General features: G+C 37.8%; 4 protein-coding genes. 2 read left to right on the top strand and 2 right to left on the bottom strand.

Annotation, left to right across the window (positions count from 1 at the left end):
* Positions 1–200 precede the first annotated feature (200 nt).
* Both Q1B37_RS16670 and Q1B37_RS16665 read left to right on the top strand, forming a co-directional pair.
* Entirely contained in the window at positions 201–1,355 is a 1,155-nt protein-coding gene (locus Q1B37_RS16670) for a DNA polymerase III subunit delta' (RefSeq protein WP_299900358.1), read from the top strand.
* Between the two features lie 79 nt (positions 1,356–1,434).
* Positions 1,435–1,833 carry a DoxX family protein gene (locus tag Q1B37_RS16665; RefSeq protein WP_299900356.1) on the top strand — a complete coding sequence of 133 codons (399 nt, stop codon included), beginning with the start codon at positions 1,435–1,437 and terminating at the stop codon, positions 1,831–1,833.
* A gap of 163 nt (positions 1,834–1,996) precedes the next feature.
* On the opposite strand, the gene Q1B37_RS16660 is transcribed toward Q1B37_RS16665, so the two are convergent.
* Positions 1,997–2,974: a type IX secretion system membrane protein PorP/SprF gene (locus tag Q1B37_RS16660; RefSeq protein WP_299900353.1), complete on the bottom strand. Its 978-nt coding sequence runs from the start codon at positions 2,972–2,974 to the stop codon at positions 1,997–1,999.
* 5 nt (positions 2,975–2,979) lie between these two features.
* A complete protein-coding gene (locus Q1B37_RS16655) occupies positions 2,980–17,976 on the bottom strand; it encodes a T9SS type B sorting domain-containing protein (RefSeq protein ID WP_299900350.1) in 14,997 nt (4,998 codons plus the stop codon).
* Positions 17,977–18,004: the final 28 nt, after the last annotated feature.

Raw genomic sequence — 18,004 nt, 5'->3', positions numbered from 1 at the left:
TGGATTGATTTTTCGCAAACGAAAATAATTTTATTTCCTCAAAAACCTTAAAAACTATGGTAAAAAATGATGGTATTTTTCCTCAAACTTTCACTTTTATCGATTTTTAGCAAAAAGATGGTTTTCAATGAAAAAATCACATTCCATTTATATCCTTCATCATCCATACAAATTGAACATTATTAATTTATATTTGCCTTATGCTTTTTTCAGAAATATTAGGGCTTACACATATCAAAAGTTATCTTACTACCAGTGTAGAAAGAGGTCGTATTCCCCATGCACAACTTTTTGTAGGATCTAGTGGAAGTGGGACGTTACCCATGGCGATTGCCTATGCCCAATATATCCTATGTCAAAATATAGAAGGTGAAAATACCGGAGGCAACCAAGCCTGCAATGTAAAGTTTAATCACTTAGCACATCCAGACTTACATTTTGCTTATCCTGTAGCTACGAATGATAAAGTTAAAAAGCATCCTACAGCAAATCACTTTGCGGAAGAGTGGAGAACCTTTGTTAAAGACACACCCTACGGAAGTATTTTTGATTGGTACCTTTTACTTGGAATCGAAAAAAAGCAGGGTCAAATAGGTGTGGATGAAGCATTGGAAGTAGTTAAAAAACTCTCTTTAAAGAGTTATGAAGGTGGTTATAAGGTTATGCTCATATGGATGGCGGATAAAATGAATATTGCTGCTTCTAACAAACTACTAAAATTAATAGAAGAGCCACCCGAAAGAACTGTTTTTATTCTTATTACTGAAAAAGAAGAACAAATTATACAGACTATTAGATCTAGATGTCAGGTATTACATTTCCCTCCATTGGGAGAACAAGTCATACAAGATGCACTAAAAACCTCGGAAAATATTTCCGATACTGAAGCTCTAAAAATAGCGCATCAGGCAAATGGTGACTACAACAAAGCATTGCACCTTTTGCATCAAGATGGTGGTGATGAACAGTTCGAAGACTGGTTTATACAATGGGTACGAACAGCTTTTAGAGCCAAAGGAAATAAATCCGCTGTCAATGATTTAATAAGATGGAGTGAGTCTATTGCTGGTGCTGGGCGAGAAACACAAAAGAAGTTTTTAAACTACTGCCTTGATTTTTTTAGACAAGCTTTGTTACTAAATTATGGTGCTGAGGATCTTGTGTTTTTGGAACCTAAAACCAATGGTTTTAAACTTCAAAATTTTGCACCGTTTATTCATGGTGCTAATATTATGGACATCAGTAAAGAACTTCAGGATGCTATTTATCACATAGAAAGAAATGGAAATGCTAAAATCATTTTAACAGACCTGTCCATTAAACTTACAAGATTACTACATAAAAAGCCTGCATAAGGTTCTTACTAATATTTTTTATCGTAATCGTTTATTACGATTTTAGATTTCTTTTACTCATCAAAAACAAATTAGGCTTATGGATAATTTTATGACTCACATTGTCTCCATCACTATTTTATTATTCCTTTTAATCACCTTTTTACAATCTGGTATTGATAAATTAGTTGACTGGAAAGGAAATCTTAGTTGGTTAAAAGAGCATTTCTCGGCCACTTTCTTGGCGAATCTAGTCCCGTTACTTTTAGGAACTGTTTTGCTTATCGAAGTTGTTACCGCTGTATTTTGTGTTTTAGGTATCTATCAATTGATTTCTGATAATCAAACAGGGTTTACTATCACTGCAATGTTTTTAGCTTGTATAACACTATTAATGCTTCTTTTTGGTCAAAGAGTGGCAAAAGATTATCAAGGTGCACTAACCATCACTTGTTATTTTATAGTAGCTGTATTTGGACTGTACGTTGTGCATTCTTAATAAAAGGATGCTTTACTTAAAACTCCTTTTATTTCTAAATAAAACGAAAACATATAATGCAAAAAAGGTTAAGAGTAACTCTATTGAGCTATTCTTAACCTTATAAAATTTTATGTCTAAATAATACTCGTTTACAACATAGCATTATATAACAATTCGTTCACTAGTATGTACAACCACACTTACTTTGTCTACATCCGAAATCAATACCTAAAGTTATCATATGTGATCCCGCAGCATTACTTGCATCAAAAATTTCGTTAACATTCACCTGATACCCATAGGCGACATAAAAATTAGATTTTTTGATACCAATCATTGGTGATACTGATAATGGTTTGAAATCTTGATCTACTAATGATCGTAAGCTAACTCCTGCCCAATAGTAATCACCTCTATGTAATTTTCTAACCTTTAAGTTCAAATCCGCAGTACTTCTACCGTCACCTGCAAAACTCTGATATAGTATTGTAGGTTCTACTTCAATATCACTAAATCGATCGTAAAAAGTATATCCAGAATACACATAATAATTTTGAATACTTGAGGGTTCTGTGGGGTTAAAATCATCTATTTGCTTCTGCAATAAGTTTACTGCATTTGCACTTAGAAAAAATCTACCTAATCTATACAAAACACCTATATCGAAATTAGAGTTGTTTACCGTTATATTTGGTAATACCTCACTTGGTGGCATGTTTGGGTCACCATCATTAAACTGAGATGTATCAATTCCAAATTGCGTAAACTTATAACTAATACCAAAAGATAAATACTGATTGGTATACTCGTTTAATGTTAAATGGTGTGCAAATGATAACTGAACACCTTTCTGAGAGGTAGCACCATTCTTATCATTAAATAAAATAGCACCTACCCCAGATCGATCCGATATACGTCCATCTATTGATAAAGATTGTGTTCCCGGAGCATCTGCAATATCCACCCATTGTTCAAATCCGGATGCTCTTACCTGCCAACAATCACCAATACCAGCGTAAGCACTAGATATTAAATAAGGGTTATCAGCTATATATTGATTCTGAACAGGTGCAAAAAACTCCTGACCGTAGCTCTTATTCGCGATTATAACTACCATCAGAACGATAGCTATCTTTATATGTCTTGTGTACGTTCTCATGTTTATTATCTATATAAAGTAAAGTGACCTGTAAATTCTCTGTTATCAATATCATTTAGAATAATGGTAAACCAATAATCTCCTGATGGCAATTCTTTTCCTTGATAAACTCCTTCCCATCCGTTATTTGGTCCTTGGTCTCCAATAAATTCAGCTAATAATCTACCATATCTATCAAAGACTCTAACTTCCATATCATCAAAGAAGAATGGGTCTCTAAATGGATCTTGTCTAGGATACCAAGTATCATTAGTTCCATCTCCATCTGGGGTAAAGTAATTAGGAATAACGATATTAATAAACTCTAATCTCTGAACTCCTATTGCCTCACAAGCTAGATTATCAATAACACGTATAGCATAATCTGCCGTTTCATCAATGGAGAACATATTACCATCTAATTCTCTGTAATCAGCATCCGTAAGATCGTTTACAGTAAGACCTTCTGGAATAATCGCTAAGAAGAATGTATAATCTCCACTTCCACCCGTTACAGTAATTTCATATTCGTTTGGATCCTGAGGATTATTCGTCATCTGAGCGATTGGCGTAGACAACGGAACATATTCTTCTATTGTTATTGTACCTAGATCGAATACACAGTTTGTAGGTGTATATGTCATTGTACCTTGATATTGACCTGGCTGCACAATAAATGTTGGATCTAGACTGTCACCTGGACTAACTCCTCCGTCTAACGATACTAGATTGTAAATAATATCCGTATTCACCGAGTTATCTCCTAAAATAACATCTATATAATATATTGGTGGTTGATTTATACTACCATCAGTATTTATGATAGGACAATCAATTCTTGGGCTCATCACTCCATTAAGGATTGCACCTTCAGGAATATCTACTGGAAGCGTTACAGGACAATTGTTTGCATCACGTACATAAATTGTTGTGATACCTCCTGGTAAATCCATAAACGTAAACACCCCTTCTACGAAATCATTATTATTCGTAAGACTAGTAGAATAAGGAGGTGTTCCTCCTGTTACTTCAATAGTAACAGCTCCATCATTACGATCCGCACAGGTCTCTGGAGTGATTGCTCCAACAATATTAGCCATTAATTGCGTTGGCTCTCCAATAGTAACATCATATACCTGACCACATCCATTAGAATCCTGAGCAAATACCTGATATATACCTGGAGCCAGGTCCGTAAATGTATGCTGTCCATCTACAGCTCCATCAGATTCATCATTAAAGAACTGACCTGGATCAGTACTTATAGCGAATGAATATGAAGGCGTTCCTCCAGCTGCAAAAACGGTTATCGAACCATTATCCTCTCCGAAACAAACAACATCGATAACCTGTGGAGGAATATTCTCAAACTCTGCAGGGTTAATAATATCGAAATTCTCTTGAGAAACACAGTTTCTATCACTTCTCACCACATACGTATAATTACCAGGTGGTAAATCGGTGAATTCACTATCATTCTGTGGACCCCAGGTCTGACTTGTTGTATTATTCGTTAATTCGAAAATATAGTCTCCTATTCCACCAGTAACTGTTGCGTCAATAACTCCTGTAGATTCATTGAAACAGTTAATGTTCGCTGCAGTCGTATCCAATGTAATAGCTATTTGATTAATCGGAATTACAGGTACTGGTGAAGATAATTGTGATCTACATCCATTTACATCTTCTACAAAGAATTGATATTCTCCTTCTACAAGACCTATAAATACTCCTGATCCACCATTAGAAACCTCATTACCATCCTGATCCACATAGTAGTACTCAGAAATTGCAACATCACTTGTTCCACTTATTGTAACATCGATGGTATTAACATCACACGTAACCTCTGTAACGCTGTCTATACTAACAGTAACTTCATTAGGCTCATTTATTATCGCAGTTGTAGAAGCAGTACAATTTAAGTTATCTGAAACTGTAACTGTATACGTTCCTGCTCCTAGATTATTAAATACATTAACAGACTGTGGTCCACTTGTAGTAACACCATCAGGGAATGTTAACGTATATAAATATGTTCCTGGCCCTTGTCCTCCACTAGCAACAACGGTAATACTTCCGTCTGTGTCCTCAAAACAAGTTACACTGCTATCTGCTATTGGATCTACGATAATAGCATTTGGTGATTGAATTGTAAACTGTTCATCATCTATACATCCTTGGCTATCTTCAGCTGTTACGGTATAAAGACCTGCTGTTAGATTCTCAAACAATCCAGTCGTATTAGATATACCTCCTGGTGTCAATGTATAAGTTACCGCACCTTGCGCTCCAGTAACTGAAGCTTGGAAAGATCCATCAGCACCAGGCACACAAGATTCTACTATATTTATTGGTGATATTGCAGTAACAATTGGTGTTGCAGGACCTGTAACAGCAATAGCGTTAGACCTTTCGGTACATAATGGGTCTGCTGTTTCAGTAATCTCTACAATATAAACACCTTGTGGTAATGTAACAGGCAATATGTAAGGATCTGGATCGGTAGTAGTGTCTCCAGTTCCACTAAATGCTGTCGGGTTTCCATTCTCGTCAAGAATTGTAAAGTTATATGGTCCAGAATATCCTGTAATTGAGATATTAATGGTACCGTCTGCATCTCCAAAACATGACTCTGGAGTTTCTTGCGCAGCAATTACTTCCACAAAATCAAATTCATCTAACTCATGCGTTACTGTAATCGTACATAAGGTTACTTGATCTGTAATTCTGAATGTATAGATACCTAATGTTCTTGGCAATGTAAAGTTCGCAGTAAATATTCCTGCTGGAGTATCTACAGGTGCTGGTGGATTAATTACCGCTCCTGTATTGTCAACTAACTCAAATAAGAAATCACCAGATCCACCAACAACAGATACCGCAACCTCTTCATCAACTGCACACGTAATATCCGTAACAATTGCTACAGAAGGATTCGTCATAATTGGGAATGGATTTACTGTTTCAGTAATCGTAGCATTTGGTGCTGTGTTACAACCATTAAAGTCTGTAACTGTTATTAAATAGTCACCTTCTTCATCCGCAGTAATCTCAAACTGTACTCCATCCGCTGGATTTGCATTAGCATCTGCCACATCAACTGCAGTTATTGTATTACCAGATGGTGTAACATAAGTTACAGAATAAGGTGGTGTTCCGTTTTCAATAGTTACTGTAATCACAGGGAATATCTCACTATTATCCGCAGCACAACCATATGCGCTTTGCGTGATCACTGCAGTCACCTGGCTTGCATTTGGAATATTCACCGTTGCTTGACCAGCACAAGATCTATCAGAAGTAACCACTGCTACATAATCTCCTACAGGCACATCAGTGAATATAGGATCGTCTATTTGATCTGTACCTATTTGTTGTGTTAAATCAGGGTTTCCTGTTCCATCATCTACAAATAATTGATATGTATAAGGAGCATCTGCTGCAATCGGGTTCGTTAACGTTATTGTAACTACACCATCCGTTGCTCCAACACAAGACACAGCCTCACCTGCAGCAGTGATAATAGGATCTACCGGCACTGGCAATTCTGGCACATCTATCGTAATAGAACAAGGAACTGTTGGAGAAACTCCAGGTATATTCACATCTGTAATAGTTACAGTATATGTTCCTGCGGAAATATTTGTAAATACATTCTCGGTACCTGTAGCTCCATTTTGAGAAATGTTAACTGGATTACCTGCGCTATCCGTCCCATTTAATACAAATGTGAAGTTTATCGGACTTGCCGTAAAGTCTGAACCTCCAGAAACAGTAACCGTTACCGTTCCGTCGAAATCTCTACAAGTAGGATCAGCAGTAAAATCAGCTGAAGCAATCAATTCTGGTAAAATAGTAATCGATTCTGTATTTGTAGGACAGTTATTTTCGTCGTAAGCAGTCACTTGATATGTTCCTGATGTAGACACCGTAAATAAGTGAGAATTTAATCCATTATTTGCATCTACTATAGTACCTCCGTCTAACTGGAACCTTAAAGCACCAGTTCCTGGCGCTGGTACGTTGCTCGTTCCTGTCGCTGTGATCACATAGCTTCCATCATGAGTACATACATCGTCCACCGTTAGTGGATTCAATGTTGGATCATCTGTTCTTTCTACCAACACGTCTATTGATGCAGGATTAGATGTACAACTATTATCGTCAACTACAGAAATTCTATACGTTGTTCCAGTAGTTGGTAATGCAGGCAATAAGAATTCTCCTGTGCTATTTGTAGCTGTAAATGTTCCTCCAAAAGGCACATCGGTTGCTGTAAACGTGTAAGGAGAAGTTCCTCCACTTGCTTCTACAACAACTCTTCCATCGCTATTACAATCAGCATTTGTGTTCGAAATCAAACTTAATAATACTTCTGTAGGCTGGTTAATTGTAACGACATTTGAGTCATCATTACAGGTAGATGCAGGATCCACAATAGACACCTGAATATTACCTGCTTCGAGACCGCTAATGGTAATTGGGTTCTGTACAGTAGTATCCGCTCCTATTGGTCCGGTAACCGTACCTGTTGTAGTATTAGTCACTGTATAATTATAAGGCCCTGTATGTCCAGTAACCGTAAGTTCTATATTACCAGTTGCGTCCCCAAAACATAGAATATCTGGAGTAACTACTGCAATATTAGCTTCAATAGTATCATAAGGCAATATTTCATAAGGAGCTGTTTCTATTGAACAACCAGTTCCTGTATCCGTTACCCTAAAGATATAATTACCAACTCCAGGAAGGAAGAATGATGCACTAGTAGTAGTCGCACCTCCTGACGCAACTCCTAATTGAGAAGGAACTGCTCCATTAATTTCAACAAAATCATATGGTCCTGTTCCTCCAGTTACTGTTACTGTAACTTCTTCAGTATTTGTAGCACAATCAATTGGTGTTACCTGATTAACTACCGCATCCGTCATTATCGGGAATGGAGGTATATTAAACGGTGCTAATACATTCGGACAATCATTAGTATCAAAGATTGTGAAAGTGTAATTACCAGCTTCATTCGCTATAATCTGAATACCTGCTATTCCTGAATCTGTATCCAATGTTGCAGGATCTACAGGACCCACCACATTTCCAGATGGATCTGTATATGAAATAGTATATGGTGAATTACCTCCACTAAAGTTATCTACTGTAATTACAGGTAAATTAATATCAGCCCCAGTACATCCATATGGGGACTCTAAAGTAACACTAGCTGTAGCAAATGTAGGCTGATCGATTATATAATCTTCAGTATCCAAACAAATCACATTTAAAGCTCCGTTTGGCTTAGTAACCCTTACTTCAATAGTATACGTTCCAATACCCAAACCTGAGAATACAGGACTTGTTTGGAATGGAGTTACATTTGCTACTGGTGCAGAAATTCTATATTCATAAATAACTGTTGGGTCCGAATCTGTAGAAGGTCCAGTTAATGCAGCTGTAATTACACCATCAGTATCACCAATACAAGTAACAAATGTTGTCTCTGGTACTAATACTGGTGGTGTTGGTGCATCAATACTAACTGGTGCAGAGAACGAACAAAAAGGAGCTGTTCCTCTTCCAGCATCGGTAACTACAACAACGTAATCTCCTGGTGCTACTCCTGTAAATAAGAATGGACTCGTTCCTACAACTCCTGCTTGAACAACACCTCCGAAGGAGTCCTGTAGTTCAAATGTCAAAGCTCCTTGATCATTACCAGATGTAATAGTTGCTGTTATTTCTCCATCCGCGGTTTCACAATCTGGAGCCGCAGTAAATGCTGCACTAATCACTAATTCGTCATATACGGTAACATTTGTACTTGCAGAACATCCTGACTCATCTGTAACCGTAATTGTATAGGTTCCTGGAGTAGATACAATAAACTCATGGTTATTGTTATCAATACTACCTGTAACAGCAGTTCCGCCATCTATTTGATATAATAAAGTTCCCAAACCTGTTCCATCTACATCAATGATATTACTATTATCGTATGTACAATCATCAATAAAACTAGCAACTACCGTTGGTAATGGGTTTACCACTACAGTAACATCCACTGGTCCAAAACTACATCCATTCAGATCAGCTACCCAGATGTCAAAGTCACCAGCTACATTACCTAGATCGATTACATTACTATTTAGTGTGTATACTCCTGGATCACCCGCTCCGTTAGCAACTACTTCGTACGTGTATCCATCAGCTGTTGGAGGAATAGCAAATGGTGTTCCACCATCTGTATCCATAATTACTTGTGCGTTTGTACCACAACTATTGGCAGCTGTAAGGTTGGTAGCAACCGAAGTTAATGGATCCGGAATGTCAATTACAAAGTCTTGTCTGTTTGGACATAAAGTTCCATTATCTTCCCTAATTACTAGGTAATAATTTCCTGGAGGGAAGTTAGAAATTGTCACTGGAAGAGCCGCAGGACTTACAACCGCAGAAGAACCTGAAAAACCAGCTCCTAAAGAAACATTAGTAAATTGATCAAACACCTCCCAAGAGACTTGTGTAACCGTAGGATCATATCCAGAAATTTCAAAACTGATTTCTCCGTCGTCTAATGCAGGGACCTCATTACAAGTTACATCAGTAGCAACAAAATTATCAATATTAGGAGAAGAAGGAGGATCCACAGGAGCAACTAACTCTTGATACAAACAATTAGTTGCATTATCTCTTACTTCTAAAATATAGGTTCTATTAAAATCTAATCCTGTATATCTATGATTTCTGATTGGCGTATTCGCATCCACTGCTGTTGGTCCAGTTACCAGATCGTTTAAAGGAACAAAATCTCCTAAGCCTGGTGATGGTTCTCCCACAATACGAATATCAAATCCAGGTGGTGGGTTTGCTGGAGGATTTATACCAGAACCTCCTTGTACATCAATATCGAATGTTACTCCTCCTGGACACGTAGCCGATACAGTAATATTTTGCACTAAATCCGTAGGCGGAGAGAAAATATTAAATGGTTCTGATGGACCACCTGCAGGACCAATAGGGTCAGGATTAGACACACAGCCGTTTGCATCTTCTACAAAAATAAAGTATTGACCAAAATTTAAACCTTCAAAACGAACAGTTGTTGAAGCAATCGTAGTAGGATTTGGTGTTGATGCGGCTGTTGTAGAAGGCACTAATGGTCTTACCGACACATTACTTGCATCGACCAACGTATACGTATATGGTCCTGTTCCTCCAGATATTGTAAGATCTATAGCTCCAAGGTCTGTAATAATAACAGATCCACCACAAGTAACAGGTGTTTCCACTCTACTTACCTCTAGTATCTCATCTGGAGCAGCAATTTCTACAGTTCCTGGATATAAACACCCTCTACTACTTCTTACAGTAAAGCTATAAGTATTCTCGGCTAAATTAGGGAAAGTTATTTGTGTACCCGTAATTGGCACGAAAGTCGTTGTATTTCCGAAATCAATTTCATATGGGGTTTCTGTTCCTGTAACAGTTATCACAGCCGTACCTGTATCTCCAAAACAATCCACATTTACAAGTGGTGCAGTGATTGTCGGAGCCACTGGATCTGTAACTGTAAAAGGAGACGTTGTAAAAGAACATCCTCTATCATCAGTAACTCTGAAAACGTATGTTCCAGCTCCTGATGTAGCCACATAATTAGCAAATGGTGCCGTTCCATTTGTAATATGATCTACAAATGCTCCTCCGTTGAATGATACAGCAATATCGTATGGTGTATATCCTCCATTTACCACGAATGAGAAAGAAGCATCCACTGGATTACCTGACGCATCACAAGTTATATCAGCAACTTGAGTAACATCTAAGCTTACAGCTTCTTCTATAGTCTCTGTAAGTGTAACAGGACATCCATTACTATCAGTAATTGTAATGGTATATGTACCTGCTTGCGTTAATGCAGGTGTTGTAGTAAACGTAGTTAATGCTCCTACATTGGTATCAGGTATTACAATCGTTCCACCAAGTGAAACGTTATAAATGTAATCTGGTGTTCCAGAATTTGTTCCATCTATATTTATGGTAAAACTCACCGCGCCGTCATCTAAACAGAAATCTGAACCAGCATCGATCGTAGCGGCAATTTGTGGTAATTGATTAATATCTAAATTCTGAGGTGCAGATACACAAGAATTACTATCTGTAACTATAATTTCATATCCCGTTCCATTAGGAACGTTTAAGTAAGGGTCTGTAACTGGTCTACTTGGACCTACTGGAGTTCCTCCAGAATCATTTAATATCCAAGTATAGCCAACTCCACTTCCACCCATTACATTGCTAATAGTTACTGTATTTGTATTTGTAGCACAATCCTGATCGATAGGATCAATTGTAAAGGTGATCACATCAGGTTCTCCAATGATCACCTGCGCAGTATCTGTACAGTTAGTTCTTTCATCTGTAACTAAAATGTCATAAGTTCCTGCTGCTAAAATATCACCTGTAAGGATGGTTGCAGTATTCTGACCCGTAGCTTGTGCTACGATTGTTCCTCCAAGAGAAACTTCATATTCATAAGTTTCTGTAGTTAAATCAATTCCTAAAACAGTAAAAGATAATTCTCCATTACTTTGTCCATTACACAATGGCTCATTTACAATAGTAGCATTAACCGCTATAAAGTCAACTGTAGGTACCGTAAATGTTTCCGTATATACACAACCATCAACGTCCGTTCTTGCTAAGAATGTATAGGTAGTTCCTGAAGTAAGTCCAGTAAACACATTCGAAGCTTGAGGCCCTACGGTTATAGGAGCGGTAATTTCATATTCTACAGTACTAGTTCCATTTAAAGTTGGAGTAATGGTAACATCTCCTGTAAGTGCTGGACATTGCACTTGAGTAACTGCAAAAGATAAATCTGTAACCTGTACTAATGGATCTATTGTAACTGGAGCTAACGTAACTGGACAAGATACTGTTGCAGCATCTCGAACCTGTATTGTATAAATACCATCCGTTAAACCAGTAAATACATTTGATGCCTGCCAGTTTACACCATCAATACTATATTCATAAGGTGGCGTTCCTGTTGTTGGTACTACCACAGTAATTTCTCCTAACTGAGGAGTCGTACTTGACCCTGCCACATCACAACGATACTCTTGCGTTTCGCTAGCAGTAGTAGAGATAGGTGTCGGCGCAGTTATTTGAATATTTGTAAGATCTAAGGTACAAGCAGGAGTTCCTCCAGAACCATCAGTTACTACTACGGTGTGTGTACCCACAGCAACATTGTTAAACGTTACAGAAGTATCGCTAGTAGGGCCTATCGTTGTAGTACCATCTAACACATAAGTAAATGGTCCTTCACCCGCGGTTGTTGTTATTGTAATGTCTCCTCCATCTGCTGGACAATCTGGGTTTGTTACCGAAGGGGTAGCCGCTAATGCTTCATATGCGGTAACCGTAACAGGATTAGAAAATGCTGTACATCCTAAATCATCAGTAACCTGTACCAAATAAACACCAGGTGTTCCTATCGTATGAACCGATGTAATATTAGCCTGCGATAGAACAGGTGGTGTTCCTTGAACATATAAGTCATATTGAGTATACGTTCCACTTCCGTCCGCTGCTGTAAATGATATTTCAGCATCACCATTACAGTCGATATCTTTATCTAGAACCGCTGTAATTGTAAGTTCAGGATTTATTGTGAAACTTTCTGTATTCGTAATACATTGTGTATTCGTATTTCTTACAAACACTGTATAATTTCCAGGAGTCAATCCTGTTATTTCAAATGTATAAGGTGGCGTTGTTAATGTAATCGCTACTGGAGTTTCTGGTCCTGTACCTCTATCCAAAATATATTCAAATGGACCAAGAGGAGGATCAATTCCAGGAGTAATTGTAATTATTTGACTTGCCTGATTTGTTCCGTCATAACAAACATCTCCACCAGCAGTTAAAGCAATAGTTGGTGAAGCGAATGTTCCTATAGTTTCTGTATTGCTAATCTCACAAGCCGTAGCTGGATTACTACCATCTCTAACAAAAACAGTGTAGGTGTCAGCTGCTAAGCCAGTAAAAGTGTTGTTAGTATTAGGATAATCAACAATCACTGTTCCTCCGCTATCTACTAATCTATATTGATAATTTCCTCTACCTCCGTTAGCTGTTACGGTAATAGTACCTGTATTAGCACCACAATTTGTGTCTGTAGCAACGGTTGTGAATGTTAGTGGTGTTGCAGGTTCTGTTACATCTACAGTTGCTGTATCAGAACAATTTAATGGTGAACCTGATCCACCTGGATTGGTATCTGTAACCGTTATTGTATAATTTCCTGCTGCTAATCCTGTTACATTTACAGGACTTGTAGTAATTCCATTTCCAGAATCTACAACAGCTCCACTAGATGTTAATGTAACAACATAATCGAAAGAAGTACTATTCGTAACCGTAAAAGATAAAGCTCCATTACTATCTCCAACACAGACAACAGGTGTTGTTTCCACTGCATTAGTAATCTCTATTGGATCTATTACATCTACTCTATAATCATCACTAAATGTACATTGATCATCACTTCTTCTGGCGGTAACTGTATACGTAATTCCCTGTGTTATTGTATAGGTATTTGTTGTTAAGAAACCTGTGTTTCCGGTTGCAGCTGCTCCGGTTGCAGGATCTGGAGAAACATCATACTCATATACTACACCTGCCGAAATATCTGCTGCAGATAATGCAGGTTGCGCTTCAAAGGTAACTTCTGAACTTTGACTATTACAATCTCCATCACCTGGAGTAAACGTAATTGCAGTAATTGGAACCAATGCAGGAACATTTACTGGGAATGGAACTGCACAATCTCCTGAACCTTGATTTCTTATATACACCGTATAAGACCCATCTGTACTTACTGGAATTGTAAAAGGAGTTGTAGTGATATTGGTAAAAGTAACATTGTCTAAACTCCATTCATATGTTCCAGAACCTCCAGCAATATTATCAACCAATATTAATGCATCCTCACTTCCTACAATACAACTTAGTGGTCTGTCTAAAGTAACATCAGCTGTAATTCCTACAGGAGAGCTGATAGAAAATCCGTATTCTGTTACTGGACATATGGTAGCCTCAGGTGCTGGGAATGTACAGTTCGGATTATTAATTACTGGTGTAGTATTCGCGTGAACGACTTGAACCACATATGAATTGCCATCTGGAACTCCTGTAAATGTAACTGTTTGGCTTCCCGTAGGACCGATATCATTAACTAAAGTCCATAAACTAGGATCTTCATCATTCAACGGATCAGCAGGGTCACTAATCCCATTTCCACAATTTGGATCCGCGGCACAATCCCATAATTGATAGGTATATAATCTACCAGCGACTGTTGGAGAAACATCCACTTGAATTTGACCAGTATCTCCAGGACATGCAGGCTGGGTAACCGTAACATTATCAATTACTATAGGTTCGTACGGTGTAATATTATCAATACTTGCTGATATAATACAAGCAGCTGTTCCACTTGGAATATTTTGATCACTTACTCTAAATGTATATGTTGCTGTAGGGTCTGCAGGAGAAGGTATTTCAAAAATATTACAAGCTACAAAATTTCCATCTCCATTATCAAATAAGTAATTCCCCGAACCATTTAAAACGTTTACTTGTACCAATGCTCCACTATCACAAGTTTCTGGAGCTAATAACACCACCTCAGCATCAAAAGCTGGAGCTGGATTAATAGTAACTGTCGCATCAAAAACACACTCTGGTGTTGGTCTGTTTGAAATCACTTCAACAGTATACGTTCCAGGAGGTAAATTATTCTGTGTATAATTACCATTATTAGCACTGCTATTAGGGACTATTATTGGATCAGCAGCTCCTAATGCAGGACTAGAAATAGTATACTGATATTCAGGTATACCACCAGTTACGCTAATATTAATTCTACCGACACCAGTACCATTATCGTTATTTACACAACTTGGATCAACTCCAGTTACACTAAAAGTTGGATCTATAGAAGGTACATTTATGGTTTCTGAATACTCACATCCAGGAAATGTAGTATCAATTGCATATACGGTTACATCACCAGCTGTAGATATTGGAAAAACCCCTGTCGTATTTGTGTATGGGCCTCCAGAAGTTAAACTAAACGCAAAGTTAGTAGGTACATTAACCACACTAACACTACCATCACTACCACACTCTATCGGATTCATGGTTAAATCTGGCTGGTAATCATTTTTAAATACACTAAAATAGAAAGGAATAATACATCCTCCATCAAACTCTGCTAAGATTCTATAATCTCCCGCTTCGGAAACGGTATAGTTAGGTGTATCACCTCCTGTTACTTCTACCCAATTTGCATCTGTACAGTTACCATCTAACAAAGAACATGGGTCATTTGGATCTAGTACGCAAGATCCTGATGGAGTTAGTCTCTGCCATGAAATATCGTCTAACGTAGATGGATCAAAATTTGTTTCTAATAGTTGTGTTTGATCACCACATAATAGAATTTGTGGAATCGGTATACCGCTACAATCTTCTGTTACTATAGTAGTTCCATTTACATAATCTAAGACTGGGTTAGTAATATCTCTAAAAGCAGTTACTGTAAATTCTTCCGTAAGAGCCATACAACTTGGTTCCACACCATCTGTATCTTCTTTAAGCACAGTATATACTCCCGTTTGTGGATTAGGAACCTGGTAAAAATTAACATTTGTTACCACAGGCGTTGTAATCCCAGGTCCAGACCAAGTGTACTGATTATAACCTGTACCTGCGACTAATAATAAATCATCATCACAAAAAGTAACATCTAACTGACATGCTGGTATATTTACAAGTATGTTTGAAGCTTCGTTTTCTTGATCACCACAGACTCCCACCTGAGAACTACTTGTGGTACTTCCCATTGTTCCAGATTGTAATCCAGTGTAGGTTGCTGTTGCAGAGTTTGTAATTACATCAGAACATGCATCTCTAAGTTCCTCACAACTGCTAACCAACTGTGCTCTAAATCTTATAAAAATTGGGGCATCTCCATCTCCAACAGGAGCATCGTTTGGTGTTTCTACCAGATCTGCTGGAATATTAAATTGTAAAACTCCTGGTGATATCTCAGTATACGTAACTCCTGGTGGCAAAGTAGCATCTACAACTCCTAATAAGTTAGTATTTGCAGGGAGAACATCGGTAATTGTAACCGTTCCATCTACAAAATCCTCATTACCTATATTTTCAATTTCTAAATCGTAGAATATCTCATCACCCAACTCTACATTTCCACCTGTTATCTCGGTAGATCCATCTAACTCAAAGACTCTTTTAATGATCCGTAATTCTGGTTCGATAATAGTTACAGAAAATGCATTAAAAAATACACTATAACGATCAGCATTTGTAAATAATTCAAAAGTAGCCGAAGTTTGACCATTATCCACAAGATCCTTTGAATCATTCGGCAACTCGAACAAATCCATATCAAACCCTTGTGTATTTTCAGAGTTTGGTGTTCGATCAGTTATGTAATTACCATTTACCGAAATAGATCCGTTAAAGAAGTTAGTTGTTGGATTCGCAGATGCATTTCCTTGCCCTAGTGCTGTAGGGTTACCAGAAGTGTTTATAATTCGTAATTGATCTCCTCCTAAACTTGTATCTCCTTCTAATGAAGAGGTACCAAATCGTACACTCACTGGTTCATTAGCTCCTGTAGGAGTAGTAAATCCGCTATATGTAAAACGCAATGGAGCTTGGTCTCTAAAGATCTGAACAAACCCATCACTTGTACTTATAAACTTTGCTGTTTCCTGTTGATCTTCGTAATATGCTACTAGAAACCATCCTCCACAGGCACCATCACCACCACTAGAAAATCCTTGGGTCGCATTCATGTTTGCAACCGTATAGGTACCAAATGGATTATCTGGGTCTAATAAGGCTGTAACATCTGCATAACACACATAAGGCAATTCATCATTAGCAGCATCTCCCAAAGGGTTTGTTGGTGTATTACGATATCCATCAAATACCACACTACTTGCTGTTACATCTATATAAGAACCACCAGGTACTTTAAACTTTATATTTCTAAAATCAGCAGGACCCTGTTTTCTAGGATCTGTAAGCGGTAACCCTGTTAAAATATCATCTCCTTGGTCTGTAGACAATGTACCCAAAACTACATGTGTCTCAGCCTGTAATAACGGTATTAAATCTCCCCCAGTAAAATTAGCATTTGTAATATCATTATTACCAATGGACACAGAGGGAATTGTAATCTGTGGCCCATTTCCAGTCATTCTTGGAAGATTACCATTTGTATTTACTATAACTACACCGACCGCTCCGGCGTTTTCAGCATTGACTACTTTTTCTCGTAAAGAACAGCTGCCTCCTTCTCTGATAACCGCAATATTACCTGCTAACTCGGCAGCATTAGTAATACCGCATCCATTTACCGGTTGTGCAACGACCATATAAGAGGTAACAGGACTTAATTGAATATCAGAAATATCATTATCAAACTCCGAATTTCTAACCGTATACTGCTGTGCTAATGGACCGTTATTAATGATCAATGCAGTATTCGTATCAGAGTTACTAGAAATTTGATCGTTGGAAAAATTATTAGGGCTATTTCTTCGAGCCATATAATAATTCGCAGACCAATACAGTCCAGCATACACTAGTCGGCTACAATCTTCTCTTGGAACAGTTAAACCTGCTTCACTAGAACTAAATGTAGTAGGATCATTATCCACATCTATAAAAGCAGTAACATAGTTTCCGTTATTAGCATTACCGTTGTAGTTTCGATTAGGGTTAGTAAAAGTGTTACCGTTTGAATCTTCAATAACACCAACAATATCATTACCTGTCATCACCATGTTACCCCTAAGGTTATTAAACTGGGCTCCTGCTCTTGGGGTTAAAGGAACTGATTCCTGCGCGTTCATCTTGCTTATGGCACCAATAATAATCACCGCTATTATTAGTACAGCTTTTTTGGGTAATAGTGTTTTCATAAGCTGCTTTGTTTGAGTTGTGTTGTTC

This window comes from uncultured Aquimarina sp., assembly GCF_947492965.1.
Taxonomy (GTDB): Bacteria; Bacteroidota; Bacteroidia; order Flavobacteriales; family Flavobacteriaceae; genus Aquimarina.
This window is presented reverse-complemented; position numbering and strand designations above follow the sequence as displayed.

Excerpts from the sequence above, each read along its gene's own strand:
- Q1B37_RS16670 (WP_299900358.1), top strand. The coding sequence starts at position 201 with ATGCTTTTTTCAGAAATATTAGGGCTTACACATATCAAAAGTTATCTT.
- Q1B37_RS16665 (WP_299900356.1), top strand. The coding sequence starts at position 1,435 with ATGGATAATTTTATGACTCACATTGTCTCCATCACTATTTTATTATTC.
- Q1B37_RS16660 (WP_299900353.1), bottom strand. The coding sequence starts at position 2,974 with ATGAGAACGTACACAAGACATATAAAGATAGCTATCGTTCTGATGGTA.
- Q1B37_RS16655 (WP_299900350.1), bottom strand. The coding sequence starts at position 17,976 with ATGAAAACACTATTACCCAAAAAAGCTGTACTAATAATAGCGGTGATT.